The organism is bacterium SCSIO 12643 (genome assembly GCA_024398135.1).
Classification (GTDB): Bacteria; Bacteroidota; Bacteroidia; order Flavobacteriales_G; family Salibacteraceae; genus CAJXZP01.
Window position 1 is genome coordinate 601,286 of the sequence record CP073750.1, and the last position, 20,894, is coordinate 622,179.

Annotated in this window: 17 protein-coding genes; 12 read left to right on the top strand and 5 right to left on the bottom strand. The window is 36.2% G+C overall.

Translation table 11 applies throughout. From position 1 onward, the window contains the following. From KFE94_02595 to KFE94_02615, 5 genes are read left to right on the top strand one after another with little or no spacing between them, the layout of a single operon-like run. Positions 1–1,110, top strand: a complete 1,110-nt coding sequence (locus KFE94_02595; protein ID UTW67021.1) for a pyridoxal phosphate-dependent aminotransferase family protein — start codon at positions 1–3, stop codon at positions 1,108–1,110. Further along, positions 1,107–1,727: a dethiobiotin synthase gene (gene bioD / locus KFE94_02600; GenBank protein ID UTW67022.1), complete on the top strand. Its 621-nt coding sequence runs from the start codon at positions 1,107–1,109 to the stop codon at positions 1,725–1,727. The genes KFE94_02595 and bioD overlap by 4 nt, the downstream gene beginning before the upstream one ends. After that, a complete protein-coding gene (bioA, locus tag KFE94_02605; protein ID UTW67023.1) occupies positions 1,699–3,000 on the top strand; it encodes an adenosylmethionine--8-amino-7-oxononanoate transaminase in 1,302 nt (433 codons plus the stop codon). The genes bioD and bioA overlap by 29 nt, the downstream gene beginning before the upstream one ends. 2 nt (positions 3,001–3,002) lie before the next feature. Then, positions 3,003–3,614 carry a hypothetical protein gene (locus KFE94_02610; protein ID UTW67024.1) on the top strand — a complete coding sequence of 204 codons (612 nt, stop codon included), beginning with the start codon at positions 3,003–3,005 and terminating at the stop codon, positions 3,612–3,614. A gap of 53 nt (positions 3,615–3,667) precedes the next feature. Further along, on the top strand, positions 3,668–4,075 hold the full coding sequence (locus tag KFE94_02615; GenBank protein ID UTW67025.1) for a DUF1232 domain-containing protein: 408 nt from the start codon (positions 3,668–3,670) through the stop codon (positions 4,073–4,075). Here the strand turns inward: KFE94_02615 and KFE94_02620 are convergent. Both KFE94_02620 and KFE94_02625 read right to left on the bottom strand, forming a co-directional pair. Further along, positions 4,072–4,980: a glycosyltransferase family 2 protein gene (locus KFE94_02620; protein UTW67026.1), complete on the bottom strand. Its 909-nt coding sequence runs from the start codon at positions 4,978–4,980 to the stop codon at positions 4,072–4,074. The genes KFE94_02615 and KFE94_02620 overlap by 4 nt on opposite strands. After that, positions 4,980–5,648 carry an ATP-binding cassette domain-containing protein gene (locus tag KFE94_02625; protein UTW67027.1) on the bottom strand — a complete coding sequence of 223 codons (669 nt, stop codon included), beginning with the start codon at positions 5,646–5,648 and terminating at the stop codon, positions 4,980–4,982. The genes KFE94_02620 and KFE94_02625 overlap by 1 nt, the downstream gene beginning before the upstream one ends. Before the next feature lie 191 nt (positions 5,649–5,839). Between KFE94_02625 and KFE94_02630 the strand changes: the two genes are divergently transcribed. From KFE94_02630 to gyrB, 3 genes are all read left to right on the top strand, one after another. After that, complete coding sequence (locus tag KFE94_02630) at positions 5,840–8,992, top strand: tetratricopeptide repeat protein (GenBank protein UTW67028.1); 3,153 nt, start codon at positions 5,840–5,842, stop codon at positions 8,990–8,992. Then, positions 8,985–10,721, top strand: coding sequence for a hypothetical protein (locus tag KFE94_02635; protein ID UTW67029.1), 1,737 nt, complete (start codon positions 8,985–8,987; stop codon positions 10,719–10,721). Before KFE94_02630 ends, KFE94_02635 begins: the two co-directional genes overlap by 8 nt. 171 nt (positions 10,722–10,892) lie before the next feature. Continuing rightward, positions 10,893–12,851, top strand: a complete 1,959-nt coding sequence (gene gyrB, locus KFE94_02640; GenBank protein ID UTW67030.1) for a DNA topoisomerase (ATP-hydrolyzing) subunit B — start codon at positions 10,893–10,895, stop codon at positions 12,849–12,851. Between the two features lie 55 nt (positions 12,852–12,906). Here gyrB and KFE94_02645 read toward each other — a convergent pair whose 3' ends face one another. The 3 genes from KFE94_02645 to ccsA form a co-directional block, all read right to left on the bottom strand. Then, positions 12,907–13,767 (bottom strand): hypothetical protein, encoded by an 861-nt coding sequence (locus KFE94_02645; protein ID UTW67031.1) that lies wholly within the window; start codon positions 13,765–13,767, stop codon positions 12,907–12,909. Positions 13,768–13,846: 79 nt separating this feature from the next. Next, entirely contained in the window at positions 13,847–14,635 is a 789-nt protein-coding gene (locus KFE94_02650; GenBank protein ID UTW67032.1) for a 1-acyl-sn-glycerol-3-phosphate acyltransferase, read from the bottom strand. Between the two features lie 3 nt (positions 14,636–14,638). After that, positions 14,639–17,764 carry a cytochrome c biogenesis protein CcsA gene (gene ccsA, locus KFE94_02655; GenBank protein ID UTW67033.1) on the bottom strand — a complete coding sequence of 1,042 codons (3,126 nt, stop codon included), beginning with the start codon at positions 17,762–17,764 and terminating at the stop codon, positions 14,639–14,641. 234 nt (positions 17,765–17,998) lie between these two features. Between ccsA and KFE94_02660 the strand changes: the two genes are divergently transcribed. From KFE94_02660 to maf, 4 genes are read left to right on the top strand one after another with little or no spacing between them, the layout of a single operon-like run. Continuing rightward, entirely contained in the window at positions 17,999–18,766 is a 768-nt protein-coding gene (locus KFE94_02660) for a DUF2520 domain-containing protein (GenBank protein UTW67034.1), read from the top strand. Continuing rightward, complete coding sequence (locus tag KFE94_02665; GenBank protein ID UTW67035.1) at positions 18,763–19,290, top strand: HAD hydrolase family protein; 528 nt, start codon at positions 18,763–18,765, stop codon at positions 19,288–19,290. Before KFE94_02660 ends, KFE94_02665 begins: the two co-directional genes overlap by 4 nt. Continuing rightward, on the top strand, positions 19,284–20,276 hold the full coding sequence (locus tag KFE94_02670) for a geranylgeranylglycerol-phosphate geranylgeranyltransferase (GenBank protein ID UTW67036.1): 993 nt from the start codon (positions 19,284–19,286) through the stop codon (positions 20,274–20,276). Before KFE94_02665 ends, KFE94_02670 begins: the two co-directional genes overlap by 7 nt. Then, entirely contained in the window at positions 20,269–20,844 is a 576-nt protein-coding gene (maf, locus tag KFE94_02675; GenBank protein ID UTW67037.1) for a septum formation protein Maf, read from the top strand. The genes KFE94_02670 and maf overlap by 8 nt, the downstream gene beginning before the upstream one ends. Positions 20,845–20,894 lie beyond the last annotated feature (50 nt).

Below are 20,894 nucleotides of genomic sequence, written 5' to 3' on the forward strand. Positions count from 1 at the left end.
TTGGAATTTCTCAATACCATATTAAAGAAACGTGAAACAGAAGGTTTAAAGAGAAATATTAAGCCTTCTGTTACTGGTATTGATTTTTGTTCTAATGATTATTTGGGATTAGCCAGATCATCTAAACTTCATCAGGATATTCTGGATGCATTACACCAAAGTGATTTTAAAAATGGCGCTACTGGTTCCAGGTTGTTATCTGGAAACAACGAAGCATATGAAGAATTAGAACAGCATATTGCTTCATTTCATGATGCTGAAGCTGCACTCATTTATCCATCAGGTTATCAAGCCAACATTGGATTATTACAATGCATTGCTGGTAAAGGAGATACTTTAATTCTAGATGAATTAGCTCATGCTTCTTTGATCGATGGCGCACGTTTAAGTCACGCCAAAAGATTTAAGTTTCAACATAACAATCTGGATGATCTTCAAAAAAAATTAGCACAAGCGAGTGGAAAAATCTTTGTAGTCATTGAAGCTCTATATTCCATGAATGGAGATGTTGCAGATGTAGAATCGATAGTGCAGATCTGTACAAAATACAATGCACATGTTATCGTAGATGAGGCACATTCGGCAGCTGTTTATGGGACTAAAGGGCAAGGATTAACATTTGAATTAGGGTTACAACATAAAGTGTTTGCTAGAATTATCACATATGGTAAAGGGTTTGGTTCTCATGGAGCCGCAATCATTGGTTCTCGAACCTTAATTGATTATCTGATCAATTTCTCGAGATCATTTATCTATTCAACTGGATTATCACCTGTTCATTTGGAATCCATAAAAACTGCTTACCAACATGTGAAGGAAAGTACCATTCAACGGGAACGACTTTTTGAAGTGATTACATATTTCAGATCAAAAATTTTGGAAAACGCATCCTGGTTATACAGCTCCAGCGCTATTCAAAGCTTGGTTATTCCAGGAAATTCCGTGGTCAAAGCAGTAGCGCTTCAACTCAATAAAAGCGGGATTAGTGTATTTCCAATTTTAAGTCCAACTGTAGCCAAAGGCTCTGAAAGAATTCGGTTTTGCCTCCACTCCTACAATACTAAAGAAGAAATTGATCATTTATTTCTAAATCTCGAACGTATTTTATGAGTCAAATAAAACAATATATTATTGCTGGAATAGGGACTGAAGTTGGAAAAACCGTAGTTTCTTCCATCGTTACTGAAAAACTTCAGGCAGATTATTGGAAACCTATCCAGGCAGGTGACTTGGATCAGTCTGATTCTATAAAAGTTGAAAAATGGGTATCTAATACGCAAACACATATCCATCCGGAAGGAGTCAGATTAAATCATCCTATGTCGCCACATGCCGCAGCGGATCTTGAAAACAGACGTATCCATTTATCAGATTTAAATCTACCGGAAAGCTCCAATGATTTAATAGTTGAACTAGCAGGAGGTATTTTAGTTCCTATCAATCACCAAATCACCAATCTGGATTTGATCAAAAAAATCAAGCTTCCGGTGATCCTTGTTGTAAATTTTTATCTGGGAAGTATCAATCATACTTTACTTAGTATTGAATGCTTAAAATCTCATCAAGTTAAAATCGAAGGACTCATTTTTAATGGAGAGATCAATGAAGCGTCTAAAGAGGTTATCCTGGAAATGTCTGGATGTAAAAACTTAGGAGAGGTTCCTCCTATTCAAGGAGAAATCACTTCTGAAATCGTTCATGAATATGGAAAATACATCCAACTATAATTGGGAATCAGGATTAGAGTTTGATCAGGAGCATTTATGGCATCCTTATACTTCCATTGAGAATGCCATTCCTGTTTATCCCATTGAATCTGCAGATGGGGTATGTCTCAATATGCCAGACGGGACTCAACTGGTAGATGGCATGTCTTCCTGGTGGACCGCGATTCATGGTTATAATCACCCTGAATTAAATCAGGCAATTACCGATCAATTGGCGCAGATGTCTCACGTTATGTTTGGAGGAATTACGCATCAACCAGCCATTGAATTAGGTAAGTTACTGGTTGACCTCACTCCTGCTCCATTGCAAAAAGTATTTTATTGCGATAGTGGTTCCGTATCCGTAGAAGTCGCGATCAAAATGAGCTTACAATACTGGTATGCTAAAGATCTTCCTGAAAAAAATCAAGTACTCACTATAAAATCAGGATATCACGGAGATACATTTAAAGCCATGTCGGTATGTGATCCTGTAAACGGAATGCATCATATCTTTAAAAATGCATTTCCAATATCATATTTTGCGGAAGCTCCTCAATCAAAATTCGAAGAAGAATTACAAGTTGGAGATATTGATTCCCTCCAAAACATTATAGAATTACACCATCAGGAAATCGCAAGTGTAATTCTCGAACCTATTGTTCAGGGTGCCGGAGGAATGCGATTTTACAGTCCACAATACCTCCTTAAGGTTAGAGAATTGTGTGATTCCTATAACATCCTACTTATTGCCGATGAAATTGCCACGGGATTTGGCCGCACGGGAAAAATGTTTGCTGTAGAGCATGCCGAAATTTCTCCTGATATTTTATGCCTGGGAAAAGCACTAACCGGAGGATATATGAGTTTAGCAGCCACACTTACTACTGATGAAGTAAGTCAAACTATATCCAGTAAAACACCCGGTGTATTTATGCATGGTCCGACTTTCATGGCCAATCCATTAAGCTGTGCCGTTGCTGTAAAAAGCATCCAACTTTTACGAGGTTCTCCCTGGCAGGAAAGAGTTCATCGTATTGAAAACCAACTGCAAGAAGAATTATCACCTTTGCAAGATCATGGTAAAGTTCAGGATGTTAGAGTTCTTGGCGCTATAGGAGTTGTAGAAATGAAAGAAAGCGTTGATGTAAAGTCAATTCAAAAAATATTTGTCGAAAACGGGGTTTGGATTCGCCCTTTTGGAAAATTGATCTATATCATGCCGCCTTTTATAATAGATTCCACTCAATTAAATAAAATCACTCAAGCTATTAAACTAGCTATAAATAGTTAAAAATGAATATTGAAAATATCATCAATACCATTGTATCGAATAATGAATGGCATGCCAAATGGTTAAACACACTTTCCATGATGGAAAATTCAGGTGCCAGAAAAATTTCTGCATCAGAGCATCCTACCAAAGTGAATTTGATCATTCTAAAACATGCAGCAGAAGAAGCTCGTCATGCGTATTATTTAAAAAAACAACTTTCTAAGTTAGGCTATCAGGGTTGTGAAGATTATACTTTCAGAAACCTTTTAGCTCCAACCGAGAGTTACCAGTATTTGCATCGTTTAGATACTCAGATTAGCCGCTATATTCAATCTGAATTGAATCTTGATGGCTATGAATTGCGCTATGCGGCTTATTTACTTGTAACATATGCCATTGAAGTGCGTGCAGATAGTTTATATGAAATCTATCAATCGGCATTGAAGAAACACGAAAGCCGTGTGACCGTAAAATCGATTATAGCAGAAGAAATTGGCCATTTGGAAGAGATGACCAGACAATTAGAAGAGTTCTCCGATGATTGGAAAACACATGCTGAATTTGCAGTGAATTTGGAAAAAGAGCTTTTCCAAAAATGGATGTCTAGAGTAGAATTAGAAATTGCTGCCTAAATCCAATATTTGGTTATCTTTAGGGTTATTGTCTAAAGCAATAAAGAACCAATATGATTTTCAGAAGAAAAAGAAAGCAAAAAATCAACGAAGAATTCGTTACCGAAAATGCTGAAAAAATCGGGAAAGAAGACGTTGAAAAAGTGGTTAGGGAATCTTCTAAGATCAAATCCAAATTAGAAACTAATAGTCGATTCGAAAAATTTATTGATGAGGGAAAAACCATGCTTTCCCTCATTAAAGACTATTGGAAAAAAGACTATACCAAAATTCCCTGGTATGCGCTTACAGCCATTGTATTTACCCTACTCTATGTTTTGAATCCAATGGACTTATCACCGGATTATATTCCGTTTGTGGGCTACATTGATGATGTTTCTGTTTTTTCTTTTGCTTTAACCCTGGTAAACAAAGATTTAACCGCTTATAAAGAATGGAAGGAATTACATCTGGAAGATTAATCCTGCGCTACTGTTTCTTTTAATCGGTCCAATTCCAACATAAACTCTCCCAATTTATATAAAGAGAATTTTCTGAGCTTGGCATTTCCTTTAAGCAAATCCTGGTAATATCCACGCTGTCGTTTGTACATCAAAGCGCGAGTCAATCTCACAAAACCCGTCTTTTTTAATTTCTCGTAAATTTTGATCAAACGAACATGCCGATCCAGTTTACCTTGATAATATAATTGTGCCAGGTTTTTAACTCCTTCAGTTGTTTTTTCCAAAAACTCCTGATTCGTTTCATTACATAAATGACGAATTGGGTTTTTAATATGCACCACCTTTACATCGTTGTTTTTCAACTGTAAACCAAACAATGTATCCTCATGACCATACCCTGTATGCGCCTCATCAAAAGGATATTGGAAAATCATTTTTTTGGAAATCGAAAAGTTATTGGCCATAAAAGATCGGTAAGGTGATTTCTTACGGTCTTTTAACGAACGAGCTTCTACATTCGTTCCATAGTTCCAACGCAACATTTTATCCAGACTACTTGGAGGCTCGGTTGCAAATAATTGCCCGCCAACCAAAACTGTATCTTCTTCAAACTTGACCTTATACGTATCAATAAATCTGGATTGAATCGGTTGACAATCCGCATCAATAAAAATCAATTGATCATATTTTGCTTCATGTGCCAGAAAATTACGAATTCGTGATCTTCCTAAATTTTCATCTAGCTGGATAAAGCGATATTCTATTCCCTTGTAGTTGGTAAATGCAGGTGGGCGCGGTTGTGGGCTTGCATCATCGCAAACAATAATTTCAACGGCATAGTCTAACGTTTTGGCTTCTATAGCCAAACTCGCCAATTGCGCATCAATTGATTCACCATATACCGGAATTAATACTGAAACCATTAATCTACTGTTACTCTACCCTCGTGACAACGAATTGTTTTTGATTTATACTTTTCCATTAAGTTCTGATCATGAGTGGCCATCAATATAGCTGTCCCCCCCATACTAATATCAGACAATAGATGAATGATTTTTTCAGCAGTTTCCGTATCCAGATTTCCTGTCGGCTCATCTGCTAATATAATCTCCGGTCTATTGATCAATGCTCTTGCAATCGCAACCCTTTGTTGCTCCCCTCCTGAAAGTTCATGAGGCATTTTATCTCTCTTGTCACTCAATCCTACCTGATCCAAAAGCTCATTCACACGCTCTTCCATCTCACTTTTCTTATCCCAACCAGTAGCCTTCATCACAAAAATCAGATTGGCGTAAACAGATCGATCCGGTAACAACTGAAAATCCTGGAATACAATTCCCAATTTTCTTCTTAGAAAAGGGATTTTACTTCTTTTGATTTTATTGAGTTTAAATCCAGCAACTTTACCTGAGCCTTCGGTCAATGGTAAATCTGCATACAATGTCTTTAGTAATGAACTCTTTCCACTTCCGGTTTGTCCCACTAAATAAAAAAACTGTCCCTTATCAATTTGAAGATTTACCTCCGATAAAATCTCGGTTTTATCCTGGAATATTTTGGCGTTTTTAAGTTCAATTACAAATTCTGACATATACTCTGTGACGTTTACAGCAAATTTATATTTTTCGTAAGACTCTACCGCCTTTCGTTAGAATCAATTTTCATCATCATTGTGGCTAAATACTTCAACATAGTTGCGTTAATAACTCCCATTATCAAAATCCTTCTTCCCTCACAATACAAAGTACTTTTACCTGTTAATACAAATAAAAGCCAGACAATTTGAAAAAGATATTTTTTGCAATAACACTCACGGTTTTCGGGTTGTTTTCTCAACAAATTAATGCCCAGGAAACACGAGTTTATACCTCAAATTTAAGATGGTATAATGAGGGATTAGAACTCCTTGAAAAAGAAAAATACAGTGCGGCCATTAATGCTTTTGAAAAAACCAGAAGCTCAATTAATGATAAAAACTCTGAAGTTTACGTAAATGCTACGTATTACAAAGCGGTTTGTGCTTTGAATTTGTTTAACAAAGACGCTGAATTTCAACTCAAAGAGTTTATCAAAAATTACCCTGAAAGCCCGCAGGTAAAGCATGCTTATTTTCAACTTGGAAAATACAATTACAGAAAAAAGAAATGGGAAAAAGTAATTTACTGGTTTGCCAAAACAGATGCTTTTAGTTTCAGCAATAGTGAATTATACGAATACAATTTCAGACTGGGCTACTCTCATTTCAGATTAGAAAATTACGAAAAGGCTGCCCCTTTCTTTCATGAACTGGTAGATATTCAAACACCTTACTACGTACCTGCAAACTACTATTATGCACACATTGCGTATTTGGAAGGGAATTATGAGTCAGCGATTCAAGGATTCAATAAAATCAGATCAGATAAAAAATTCGGAGTGATTATTCCTTACTACATCACCCAGATTTATTACAAGCAAGAACGATATGATACTTTGATCAGCTATGCGACTCCAATGTTGGATAACGCCAAGACCAAAAGAAAACCTGAGATTTCAAAATTGGTTGGAGACGCCTATTTCAATCAAAAAAATTACGCTCAGGCTATTCCTTACCTAAAATTCTACATCAAAGAAGGAGAACAACAAATTCCTGAGGATTATTTCCAATTGGCTTACGCCATGATGCAAAATGAAGAATACGAAGATGCCATCAAGTATTTTTCAAGAATCAGTGCCAAGGAAGATGAACTAGCACAAAAGTCGATCTACAACATGGCAGAATGTTATCTCAAAGCAGATAATAAACCTTATGCCAGAAATGCATTTTTTAAAGCTTCTAAATTGGATTACAATCCCGCAATCGCAGAAGAATCATTATTAAACTATGCAAAACTTTCCTACGAAATTGCTTACGATCCATATACAGACGCTATTGATGCCTTTATTCAATATTTAGAGAAGTATCCGAATGCGTTGAAAAAGGACGAAGCATTTGAGTATTTGGTAAACATTTACTTGTCTACCAATAACTATCGTGCGGCATTAGCTTCCCTGGAAACGACCAAAGAACTTGATCCCAGATTAAAGAAGGTTTACCAGCAGTTACAATTTAACCTGGCTGTGGAACAGTTTCAAAACGGGAATTACAAAAATGCTGTGGAGTCATTCAGAAAATCTCAGGCTCAAGCAGAAGACAAAGATTTAAATGCTCAAAGTTCTTATTGGATTGCTGAATCTTTTTACCGTCAAAAAGCATATAAAAAAGCCATTGATGAATATGAAAACTTCATTTTTGAACCTCGGGCTTTTTTACTTCCGGAATTTAAAATTGCCAACTATGCTTTAGGTTATGCTTATTATCAGCAAAAAGATTATAAAAATGGTGCAAAATGGTTTAGAAAATATCTAAACTATACAGATGCCAGTCCTACACGTAGACACGATGCTTTACTTAGAACCGGAGACTGTTATTTCATTACTAAAAGCTATTTGCTTTCTGAAGAGTATTACAAAAAGGCCTTTGTAGAAGGGGGTAGAAACGCGGATTATGCGTTGTATCAATATGCAATCACTCAAGGGCTGCTTAAAAAGAAAGTACAACAAAACGAAAGTTTGGAAAAGCTTCTTGCAGATTTTCCTAAGTCTACATATGCGCAAGGTGCATTATACGAATTAGGTAAAAACTACATGATCTTAAATCAAAACGATAAGGCTTTAGCCAATTTTGAAACGGTGGTTTCAGGAGACCCAAACAATCCGTATCGAAAAAGATCTTTAGAGAATATGGGGTTGATTTATTACAACAATAATGAAAACGAAAAAGCACTTAAGACCTTCAAACAAGTTGTTGCAGAATACCCAACCTACGCTGAATCTAAAAGTGCTTTAAGCCAAATTCAGTCTATCTATAAAGCAACTGGTAACATTGACGAATACGAAGCTTATATCGGAACATTGGCGTTTATGAATATCTCGGATGGCGCGCTCGATTCTTTATCTTACGCTTCAGCTGAAGACTTTTATATGGATCATAATCTGGACAAGTCTATTCGATTATTCCAGAAATATATTGATCGATTTGACAATCCAATTTTTGCAAACAAAGCACACTTCTATCTGGCAGAAAGCCAATATCAAGTTGGTGAATTAGGTGCTGCGTTACCCAATTATGTCTTCAATGTAAAATCTAACGATCCACTATTTTTCCAACCTTCTTTGGAACGTGCAGCGGAAATAAGCTACAAACTTGAGGATTATAGAAAATCATTGGTATACTTCCAACAACTGCAACAAACCACAATCAATGCGGATGAATTAAATGATGTTCACTGGTGGGCATTTAAGAGTGCTTCTAAAATCGATTCACACCAAATCGTGATTCAGGAAGCTGCATTTCTATTGCAAGATTCATTGGATGATGTTCAAAGAGAAGCGCATATTAAATTCACTTTAGCAAATTCGTATCGCGCATTAAATGATACCAATCAAGCTTTATCGCTTTACAGAGAGGTGACAACTATATCTCAGGAAGAAAAATCTGCAGAGTCTTTATACCGAATAGCTGAAATACTTTACGAACAACAAAATATTGATTCCAGTGAAGCCATCATTTTTGAATTGGCACAACACACACCTACTTATCCTAAATGGTTGGCAAATGGCTTGATTTTACTCTCTGATATTTATGTATTACAAGAAGATTATTTCCAGGCCAGAACCACTTTGGAAAGCATTATTGCCAACTACAAAGGAGATGAAGAAATTCTATCAAGTGCACAATCTAAACTGGATAATCTAACTGCTTTGGAGAACAGTAACTTTGATGAGCCTGAAAGCAAGACTGAAGAAGAAGTCACTTTTGATGATGAAGAAAACGATGATTTAATAGATGATCTTTTTGACGAAGAAGAACTGGAAGAAGAAGTAATACCTCAAAAACCACAAGACAATGAATAAGAAATTAAATACTCAAATTCTAGCGTTAGTTGTAGGTTTAACCAGTGTTACACCTACACTATGGGGGCAAACAACAAAAGATGATTCTCTATCTAGCGAAACTGTTGTTATTGTCAGAGAGTTTGAACCTGTCATTAAGAATGCAAAGAAAATCAATCATCAACCGGTGATTGATCAGGTGACTAAAAAGGCTCCAAATTTCACTTATGATATGGTTCCTCAAAATCAGGAATACAATTTCAATCCGGATACTATCGATGCGGTAAAAATTAAGGGAGAACCTTTAAACAAATTATATCGTGCCTACGTCAAAGCCGGAATGGGTAATTATCTTAACAACTATGGACAATTACATATCAATAGTTTAAGATCCAGAGATTTTCAATGGGGATTAAATGTACATCATTTGGGTTCTAATGGCGGCATTGAAAACAGATGGGATAGCTATATGTCAAAGCAAAATGCAGACTTAAGCGCCAAGAAAATGTTGAAACGCCATGCTATTCATGCCGGGTTTATTTTCGATCGTGAACAGATTAATAAGTATGGAATTAATCGTGACGTACTTGATGCGCCAATTCAAGATTTGTATCCACAAAATCCGGAGCAGACTTACATGATGTATAAAGGTAAAGCAGGTATTCAAAGCTTTATATCGGATAGTAATGCTTTAAATTACATTGTTGATGTCAACTATTATAATCTGGCTATAAAGCCTTATAGCACTGTTGAAAATAACGTCCTAATCACCTCTCAATTTTCTAAGGATTTTGGAACCGAGACAGGATACTTATATTTTGATGTAGATTACAATAAAGCGAAATCTGATAGTTTAGATTACAAAGGCAATATATTAATCAAACCATCTATTGATATCGAATTTAAAGGCGATAAATGGCACTTAATGGCCGGATTTAAAACTGCATTTGAAAAAGGTGATGAAACACGTTTCTATTTCTTCCCTAATGCTGAGTTTAAGTTCAATGTCGTTCGTAACCTTATCGTTCCATACATTGGAATTACAGGTAATGCAAAACGTAATTCATTTAATACATTGCGTAACGAAAACCCATTTTTATATGAATATTCTGAATTAAAGACTTCTCGTACATCATATGATGCTTATGCCGGAGTACGTGGATTAATTAGTTCTAACCTCTCGTATAACTTATCTGCAGGTTATAAACAGGTAAAAGACATGGTACTTTATACCAGTGATCAACCGGTGAATGGACTTTCAGGTAATTACTATTACGAAAACGTGTATCAGCCTATCTATGATACCGTTGATGTGACACATGTTTCTGCTCAAATCGGTTATCAGAGAGATGAAAAATGGAATGTGCTGTGGAGGTTAAACTACAATAACTATCAAACCAAAAGAGAAGCAAAGGCTTGGAACCTTCCTGATTTGACTTCTGATTTGACGGTACGTTATAATCTTCAGGATAAAATCATCGCAAAGTCTAGTATGACATTCATGAGCAGTAAGTATGTGAAAACCAATGAAACCAATGGTACTGAAGAATTAGCGTATCAGGTTTATGGTCGAAAAATCGATCCTTTGTTTGATTTTAACCTGGGAATCGAATACAGATTTACTAAAAAAGTATCCGCATTTGTTGATGTAAACAATATTCTTTCGCAGAACTACGAAATCTGGGGTAATTACCAGGTACAGGGTATTAACGTTTTAGGAGGAGTAACTATCGCGTTTTGGGCTAAATAGTTAAGTCCAAAACATCATATACATGACACTTCCAAATCCTTTGGGAATGTTAATAAAATGTGGAAAAGTGCGTCATATTTAACTCCACAAAAACGACCTGAAAACGCACTAATTTTATCTTTGTGTCTGGCTCGAAAAAAAGCCTGTATTTTAGACTAAATCATATCTCATATGAGTGACGAAAATAAAGAAGAAAAACGAGATTATTCCGCTGGGAATATTCAGGTATTAGAAGGATTAGAAGCGGTAAGAAAACGTCCGGCCATGTATATTGGCGATGTTGGTATTCGTGGTTTACACCATTTGGTTTACGAGGTTGTAGATAACTCTATTGATGAAGCATTAGCAGGATACTGTACAAAGATTGATGTTATTATTGAAGAAGATAACTCTATCACAGTTATAGATAATGGTCGTGGTATTCCAACAGGTTATCATGAGAAAGAGAAAAAATCTGCGCTAGAGGTTGTAATGACGGTCTTACATGCCGGTGGTAAGTTTGATAAAGATACTTACAAGGTTTCCGGTGGTCTGCACGGTGTTGGGGTTTCCTGTGTGAATGCCTTATCAATCAACTTACGTGCTGAAGTACATAGAGACGGAAAGATATTTGAACAAGAGTATTCTCAAGGTATTCCTAAATACGATGTACGTGAAATTGGTACAACTGATATTACAGGAACCAGAGTTACTTTTAAGCCGGATGCTGAAATTTTCGAAAATAGAGAATACAATTTCACTACTCTCGAAAATAGATTACGTGAGTTAGCATACCTGAATAAAGGTATTAACATTAGCATCACGGATAAAAGAGAAAAAGACGAAGAAGGAAATTTCATTTCAAGTAGCTTTATCTCAGAAGGTGGATTGAAAGAATTCGTTTTATTCTTAGATCAAAACCGTGAGCAATTAATCCAAGATGTAATTTACATCGATGGTGAAAAAAATGGAATTCCTGTAGAGGTAGCTTTGGTTTACAATACTTCTTATTCTGAGAACCTACATTCATATGTAAACAACATTAATACGCACGAGGGTGGTACACACCTTCAGGGTTTTAGAAGAGGTTTAACTGGTACTCTAAAGAAGTATGCTGAAGAATCCGGTCTGTTGACTAAATTGAAATTTGACATTTCAGGTGATGACTTTAGAGAAGGTCTTACTGCAGTCATTTCTGTTAAAGTTGCGGAACCGCAGTTTGAGGGACAAACTAAAACCAAATTGGGTAACCGTGAGGTAAATGCTCCGGTATCTCAGGCTGTTTCGGAAATGCTTGCCAACTATTTGGAAGAAAATCCGAAAGATGCTAAGACCATCGTGCAAAAAGTAATCTTAGCTGCACAAGCGCGTAATGCCGCACGTAAAGCACGTGAAATGGTTCAGCGTAAAAATGTAATGTCTGGTTCAAGCTTACCTGGTAAATTGGCAGATTGTGCATCTCGTGATCCTGAAATCAGTGAAATCTTCTTAGTCGAGGGAGATTCTGCGGGTGGTACAGCTAAACAAGGTCGTAACAGAGAGAATCAGGCAATTATGCCACTTCGTGGTAAGATTTTGAACGTTGAAAAAGCGCTTTCTCATAAGATTTTTGAAAATGAAGAAATTCGTAACATCTACACCGCGTTAGGTGTAAAAGTGGGAACTGAAGAAGATTCTAAAGCGCTGGACACTTCTAAATTGAGATATCATAAGATTGTAATCATGTGTGATGCGGATGTCGATGGTAGCCATATTGAGACTTTGATCTTGACTTTCTTCTTCCGTTATATGAAAGAGTTAATTGAGCAGGGAAATATCTATATCGCTACACCTCCACTTTATTTAGTGAAAAAAGGATCTGATCAACGTTATGCATGGAATGATGAACAACGTGATGCTTTTGTTCAGGAAATGAAAGGAAAAGGTTCTGAAACAAGTGTGGGAATCCAACGTTATAAAGGTCTGGGTGAGATGAATGCAGAGCAACTTTGGGCAACAACCATGAATCCTGAAAACCGTACTTTACGTCAGGTAACTATCGATTCAGGTGCTGAAGCTGATCGTGTATTTAGTATGCTTATGGGTGATGAAGTTCCTCCACGTAGAGAATTCATCGAGTCTCATGCAAAGTATGCGAATATCGATACTTAATAGATATCATTAAAAAAGATAACGAGCCTCTTCATCATCAGATGGAGAGGCTTTTTTATTGCTGTTCAATCATCTTAAAAATATCTCGAGCAGGTTCATTCTTGTATTGAAATAATAAATCAGAAGCTATTTTAGATCCCAGTATGTTATCCCATGATTTACATAATTCTTCAGGTGAACTATGATTCTTTCTGCAACAATCCACATAGGCATCAATAAGCTCTGTTAATTGCATTTCATGGTTCTTCTGGAGCTGTTTATCCAGTACGTAGAAAAAAGTGAATCCTCCCCAATACATATCCGGATATTCCCATTTCTGCCTTAAACTATCTGCCACTTTCGGAAGGGGTTGATCACTTTGATAATTTTCCTTACACTCCGCAATTCTTGTTAAAAATCGTTTGGATACCTGTTCTGCTGTATATACCCCTTGATTTTGCATAATCTTATACTGCATAAATGTAGCATAGCCCTCCGAGAACCAGGCATTGGAAGATCCTAAGAATGGAATAGACAAATGGCTAATTTCATGCTGAGCGGTCCAATCATTTAGAAACTCATCCACATCATAATCCATATTAACATGAAAATGTACACCCTGCTCTTCGCTCCTTGAAGTATGTGCCCAGGGTACTGGTTCATCTCCCCTCTTACTCCTATGAATGTAAAAATGCATCTCGAAATTGTACTTCCCAAGCGTATGAATCACTGCCTGATCAATTTCCTTTAACCAGGATTTAATTTGACTAACCTCATCTTTGGAAAATCTATTTTCCCAGTGCCAAACAATATTATTTGAAATCTCTATTGATGAAGCTTTTTCTATCGGGCGCTTCGTTTCCGAAGCATTAGAATCCTGACACCCACAACACGGAATCAGAATCCATAAGCCAAGCAACCATATCCATCGAATCATACGCACAATTTAGAGCAAAACCAGGGTTATCGAAATTCTTTTTAAACTTTTAAATACAAATTAACATGTATCTGACCGTCTACTTATTCCACTGTTCCAAATTCGAACTGATAAAATCTATAACTTGTTGATGTTCCTGCTTACCAGGTCCTTTAATATGAATTGGTTCGCCAAATTTGATATGAATTTTTTGCGATCTATCTAACTTCCCTATATCCTTAAATACGGTTCCATTTGTCCAAAAGTCCGTTTTAATAGCCACTGGAATAATTGGCGCTTTCGCTTTCTTTGCCAACTTAACCCCAAGCGTATTAAACATCTTTGGATCAAACTCTACCATACGCTGACTTTGTGGAAAAATAACCACCGAAGTCCCAGATTTCAGATTCTCCATTCCCTCTTGCATGACAGTCTTAAAGTCTGCAATCGGATCCTTTCGGTCTACAGCAATAGGCTTTCTAGCACGCATAGTTGGTCCAAAAACAGAATGTGTCGTTAAACTCTTTTTTACGACAAAAGTCACCTCACGTTTATCAGCAATCAATCCGGGGAAAACCATACTCTCCAGCATACTCATATGGTTACTGATAAAAACTACAGGTTCATCTAATTTGAGAATATTATCTAATCCTTCAATATGAAATTTACCTCCGCAAGATTCCAATAAACGAAAGATATCCATAGATCTACTCGCCCAGGTATGGGTATCAAACTTTCCATCTAAGGCTAGCTTTCTATTCCCCAAAAGCATGGAAAAAAACCTCGCTCCAAAATAAGCCGGTGTCCCTAATGACAAAACATCTAGAATCGCTCGAGATTGATTCTCCGGAGTATTGTATTGATCGGTCTTTATGAATTGATTGTCCATACTTTATGATTTTGCTTCTTTACCCGCGTTAAAAGAACTCCATCTACGATTGGCAACAATAGAAATGATTGCTACAATAACAATGGTATAATAAACAAAACTTGGAATCGGCACAGGATCTCCGGCTGCATAAGAGTGCAATCCACTTAAATAGTAATTTACCCCGAAATAGGTCATAATGATAGAACTAAACGAAACCAATGTCGTGAAGTTATATGCAAAACCACCTCTTAAACCCGGAATAAATCTCATATGCGCTACAAAACTATATACCAATACAGAAGCCAAAGCCCATGTTTCTTTCGCATCCCATCCCCAGTATCTTCCCCAGGATTCATTTGCCCAAACACCCCCCAGGAATGTTCCTACTGTCAACATAAATAAACCAATGGTAATGGTCATCTCATTGATTGTGGTTAACTCTTTAAATGTCAATTGGATTTTCTGAATTCCTCTTGGTGCAGTAATGATGAGTATCAAATTGAATAATCCCAATAACGCGCCCAATGCTAAGAACCCATAACTCGCAGTGATAATAGCCACATGAATCATTAACCAATATGAATCCAATACAGGAACCAAATTCGTAATTTCCGGATCTAACCAATTCAAATGCGCTACCATTAAAATAAACGCGGTAAGCAGTGAAGTTGCTGCTAAAGTAATCTTAGAGTTTTTACTAAAAATAAATCCAGATAAAATTGTAGCCCAGGCAATATAAACCATAGATTCGTAGGCATTACTCCACGGAGCGTGACCTGAGATATACCATAATAATACCAGCCCTAAAGTGTGAACAGAAAACCCTAAAATGATCAACCAATTGAATACTTTAATTACCCCATTCAGGACCTTAGAGTCATTAGAAAATAACTGTACAAACAACAGAATTAAAAAGATCAAACCTATGGTGAAATAATAGAAAAACAGGTTATTAAAAATTCTAGCCTTATTGTAGAAAATCTCATAATTCAATTTTTGATTTGAGATGACCACTTCAGCACCCATTTTCTGCTGATATTTATTAATTGATTGTATGGTTTTAGTCGCTGCTTCCCAATTTCCTGTCTCCTGACCTTGATCCAAAGCACTAAAATACATTGGCAGAATTCCAGCTACAAACAAAGAGTCATTGCCTTTAAATACATTTACCGCATCACCTGGAGCATACCATTTATTTGTTGGATCATTTGGCAATGGGAATATACGCATCAATGATCCGGTATAAATCATATAGCAAATATTCACACGCTCATCTACTGTAATCACATCGTTATCATATTTGCTTCTTTCGCTTGGTTTCTTTCTATTGGCCTCAGCAATATCCTCAGTAAGTACATATTGAAATTTCTCATCGAAGAATCTAATAAATGAAGCATATTTTTCATCTTCTTCCATTCCTAGTTTTTTCTTTAGTTGAGGATGAAATACTTTAATCATTTTTGAGACCTGCCATGGTTGCGGATCATAGATCATCCCTAACAATACCTGATCGGGAGTTAAACCATTAAAGTTAGATTTGCGTGCTACTTTTCTTAAGACTTCAGAAGACAACGTATTCATGGGCTTCATTCTCCCCCCCTGATCTTGAATCTGCAATCTTCCAAACATTTCCGCCTGTTCAATTGGAACTGTTTTAGGAACTACCAATGAATCGGTATGTTGTGCAAAAACACCACCTACGCCTATCACAAAAGCAACCACAAGAGTTAATGCTTCTTTTTGGATTCTAATCTTATCCAACTTCTTACTCAACTTACTAAAACGACTATCCTGAATAAACAACGTAAAGAACATGCCCACACCCATCAAGATATAACCTATGTAGGATAACCAGGTTCCCCAGAAATCTCTATTTACAGATAAAACCGTTCCTCCTTCGTCCTGATCATAGGAAGACTGGAAGAGACGATATCCACGGTGGTCCAAAACATGATTCATGTAAATTCTATGCTCTTCATGAATATCCTGTTCCTCATCAATCAATGTGATCTCACTGGCATAAGACGAAGGGCTCATAGAACCAGGGTAACGATCTAACTGGAAATCTCTTAATTGAATATAAAATGGCAAATGGATGTACTTTGAACCATATGCCAGACTAAAGTATAATCCATCTGTTTCAATCAACTCAGGAGGTAAAACTCTACCAGCACCACCTTTAATTTTCACATCTCTGTGCTTACCATCAATTTCTAGATCCACTATTAAAACATCGGTTCCCTGAGCTGCATTTCCACCTTTAAATGTTGTAATATCTTTTCTTACTTTTTCATGTAAACCTTTAAATACGATACTTACCCCATTGATTTGATATAGTCTTCTGCTTTCAAATGGATGCACGGTATCGGCCGATAAAACACCTTGAGAACGATCTGCCATTTTCAAATAGCTTACTTCATAAGGAGAGATGAATGACAATCCATTTGAATCTCTAAAAATTCTCAAACCGTCATTCGAATTACCTTCTCCGAATTTCACTGTAACAAAACCAAAATTGGTTGTTTTACCTTCTTCCAAATAGTTGGTCTTTCTTCCCTGACCATCAGTCGTAACCAGTTCTAAGAAAGTAGATCCATTTTCATCCGGAACCACAGTATCCACCGCATTTTGGATGTAATCTTTATAAGTCACTCGGATGTCCTTATCATTAAACGTAAAACTGTTACTAAATCCCGGATTATGTAAAGGGTTTAAGAATACCGCCTGATCAAAACTATACTGCATTTTGCGGTCATCCACTTTAAAACGGAAATACGTTTTATCACTCACCACAGCGTTACTCGCTTTCCCTTCTCTAATATGTAATAGTCCTTCCTCACTAATGTAACGAGTTACCGCACCACCAGCAATCATAAAAATAAAAGCCAAATGGAACATGAAGATCGGCCACTTGGAAACCTTATACATTTTATACCTGAAAATATTTGCAACGAGGTTAATGAATAAGAAGAACAACATTAACTCAAACCATTTCGCATTGTAAACGATCGCTTTGGAAGCAGGTGTACCAAAATCATTTTCGATAAATGTGGCAGCACCAATAGATACAGCAAACAGCAATATTAAAAATGCCATAAACTCCATGGAAATAAAGAAACCCCACAGTTGTTTAAAAATACTTTTCATAATCTATAGATTATCTATCTTTTATACTGAAATACAACTAATTACCCGATCAATTGTTTTTTATTACTAGAGTTCACAAATGTAGGGTATAGATTCGCGACAGACGACAATATGGCTATTAATTTAAATATTATTGAAATCGATTTTTTTAAACTTAGCATCCCCAATATTTTATCTGGTTGAAATCCGCAAATCATTGTGAAATCAAGTTCAAACCCATTACTTTGGCGCACTGTGAAAAAGGTTTCTATAATAGGGTCTGGAAATGTAGCAACACATCTTGCTAAAAATCTGTTTGACAAAGGGATAATCATTCATTCCATCTATAGTCAAACCATAGAGAATGCTCAGCAATTGGCTGATCAGGTAAAAGCACAGAGTATTTCACAATTGCAAGATTTAGATTTATCTGTAATCGATGGGGCAATTATCGCCTTAAAAGATGATATCATTGAAGATATTTCAAATCAGCTCCCGGAATCTGATACAATCATTGCACATACTTCTGGGACAGTTCCTTTATCTGCTTTAAAAAAGCACTCTAAAATTGGTGTTTTTTATCCATTGCAAACGTTTTCGAAATCAAAAACATTAGACTTTTCCAAAGTACCTATGTGTATCGAAGGCATCACTCCTGACGTACATGCAAATCTTATAGAACTGGCCAAATCTATTTCTGAAGATGTAAGGTCTATTGATTCTGATACCCGGAAACAAATTCATATTGCGGCAGTATTTGCATGTAATTTCACCAATCACATGTTGACCATAGCAAATCAACAATTGCAACAATCAGATCAGGATTTATCCATACTGGAACCTTTGATTCGAGAAACCATAGAAAAAGCATTTACCAATACACCGGAAAACGTTCAAACAGGTCCGGCAGCACGAAATGATCAACAGGTCATTCAAAAACATCTGAACATGTTAGAGGTCCAACCTCAACTTCAAAATATTTATACACAAATCAGCAATTCAATAATCAACTGGAAAAAATGAGCGAGCACTATTTAAAACTACTACCTAAAATCACCACATTAATTTTTGATATAGACGGTGTACTAACTGATGGTATTGTGACGATAATGCCTAATGGTGATCAATTGAGAAGCTTAAATTCCAAAGATGGTTTTGCCATCCAACTTGCAGTGCGTAAAGGATTAAAAGTTTGTGTAATTACAGGTGGAAATTCTGAAAATATTAAAATGCGTCTGGCTAAAATGGGTGTGACAGATGTCTATCTCAATATTGCACAAAAAATTGATACTTATGATGATATTAAAGTAATGTATGATTTGACAGATGAAGAGATTATGTATATGGGTGATGATCTTCCTGATTATGAAATCATGCAGCAAGTTGGAATTCCTGCTTGTCCACAGAATGCAGCAAGAGAGATTAGAGATATTTCCAAATACATTTCTGATCAGGATGGTGGTAAAGGTTGTGTAAGGGATATCATTGAAAAAGTATTACGCGCTCAAGGAAAATGGATGACAGGTAAATCTGATTTAACATGGTAAAAGAAAATTCTCAAACACCCCAGATCACCCATTTGTTTCGTCCATTAAATCTTTTAATTATAGGAGTTACCATGTATTTGCTGCGTGGAGGCTTATTAAAACCGATGCTGGGTTTTATAAGTAAACAGGTAGATCTTGAATTGGAATCTCAAATCCCGGAGTTTTGGTTTGCATTACTTGTACTAAGTGTGATTTTAATTGCAGCGGGTGGTTATATTATCAATGATATTAAGGATGTCAATACAGACCAACTTAATCATGGTAAAAATCCCGTTGGATCCTTGATTAGCTCTGAAAAGGCTTATTTGTGGTACCAAATCACTACTGTTTCTGGATTGATTCTTGGTTTTATCATTGGTTTCCATTTTGGAAATTACAATCTGGGAATCATTCAACTTACCGGAGCCATTTCCTTATGGTTTTATTCCTATTACTTCAAAACCGAGTTTTTAGTAGGGAATCTAATTGTCGCATTTATGGTAGCCTTAGTTCCTTTGACCGTAGGAATTTATGAAGTATCATTAATTCAAAACTTTTACATCTCACAAATCACAAAATTCCAGGATTTTAATTTCAACTTTGTAGCTTTCTGGTTTCTGGGATACTCGGCATTTGTTTTCTTACTTACCTGGATTCGGGAGTTAATTAAAGATATTGAAGATTTAGAAGGAGATCGTAAAACCGGAGCCCGTACGCTACCTATTCAATGGGGAGAAAAGGCAGCTAAAATTGTGGTTACCCTGCTCTATTTAGTTGTATTGGCTGGTATCCATATGATTCGAGGCGAATTCTTAACAGATCAAATTTCTTTGATTTTTATCCTACTTATTATTTTCATGATTCTCTTTAATATCATTACAATATGGATGAATAAAACCATTTTGCTGTCCTGGAGTTCTTGGAATAAATTATTGTCCATGGTTGGGGTTTTATATCTGATCGCGTTGGGTTATATCATTAACAACGAATTGTTTTTCAATGTTTAAACATCTTGATTCATACAATATTACTTTAGCTTCCAATTCTCCTAGAAGAAAACAACTTTTGGGAAACTTAGGAATTGAATTTAAAACCAGAAGTTCTCAAGGAGAAGAAACATATCCGGATGATTTACCTCCAATTGAAGTTGCTAAATTCTTAGCTATTCAAAAAGCAGATTGGTTTACAGATTTAACTGAGCATGACCTTTATATTACTGCGGATACCATAGTAATCGTAGATCATATAGTTTTAGGAAAACCTCAGGATGTTCAGGAAGCCTTAGAAATGATCCAACAACTAGCAGGTAAAACCCATCAGGTAGTAACAGGTGTATGCATCAAATCAAAAAATAAATTGATCTCTTTTGATGCAGTTACGGATGTTACTTTTAAAAGTCTTTCGGATGAGACCATTCGATATTACATCGATACATACCAACCATTTGATAAAGCCGGTTCCTATGGAATTCAGGAATGGATCGGAATGATTGGAATCACCGAGTTAAAAGGTTCGTATTTTAATGTGATGGGGCTGCCTACTGACAAGCTTTTTGACGCGCTTAAAAACTTTTAATAACTATTTGTTATTCTTTAATTAAGCTAAAAACAGGGCTTAAATTTTAC

Coding starts and splice junctions, on each gene's coding strand:
- bioD (UTW67022.1), top strand. CDS start 1,107: ATGAGTCAAATAAAACAATATATTATTGCTGGAATAGGGACTGAAGTT.
- bioA (UTW67023.1), top strand. CDS start 1,699: ATGAATATGGAAAATACATCCAACTATAATTGGGAATCAGGATTAGAG.
- KFE94_02610 (UTW67024.1), top strand. CDS start 3,003: ATGAATATTGAAAATATCATCAATACCATTGTATCGAATAATGAATGG.
- KFE94_02615 (UTW67025.1), top strand. CDS start 3,668: ATGATTTTCAGAAGAAAAAGAAAGCAAAAAATCAACGAAGAATTCGTT.
- KFE94_02620 (UTW67026.1), bottom strand. CDS start 4,980: ATGGTTTCAGTATTAATTCCGGTATATGGTGAATCAATTGATGCGCAA.
- KFE94_02625 (UTW67027.1), bottom strand. CDS start 5,648: ATGTCAGAATTTGTAATTGAACTTAAAAACGCCAAAATATTCCAGGAT.
- KFE94_02635 (UTW67029.1), top strand. CDS start 8,985: ATGAATAAGAAATTAAATACTCAAATTCTAGCGTTAGTTGTAGGTTTA.
- gyrB (UTW67030.1), top strand. CDS start 10,893: ATGAGTGACGAAAATAAAGAAGAAAAACGAGATTATTCCGCTGGGAAT.
- KFE94_02645 (UTW67031.1), bottom strand. CDS start 13,767: ATGATTCGATGGATATGGTTGCTTGGCTTATGGATTCTGATTCCGTGT.
- KFE94_02650 (UTW67032.1), bottom strand. CDS start 14,635: ATGGACAATCAATTCATAAAGACCGATCAATACAATACTCCGGAGAAT.
- ccsA (UTW67033.1), bottom strand. CDS start 17,764: ATGAAAAGTATTTTTAAACAACTGTGGGGTTTCTTTATTTCCATGGAG.
- KFE94_02665 (UTW67035.1), top strand. CDS start 18,763: ATGAGCGAGCACTATTTAAAACTACTACCTAAAATCACCACATTAATT.
- KFE94_02670 (UTW67036.1), top strand. CDS start 19,284: ATGGTAAAAGAAAATTCTCAAACACCCCAGATCACCCATTTGTTTCGT.
- maf (UTW67037.1), top strand. CDS start 20,269: ATGTTTAAACATCTTGATTCATACAATATTACTTTAGCTTCCAATTCT.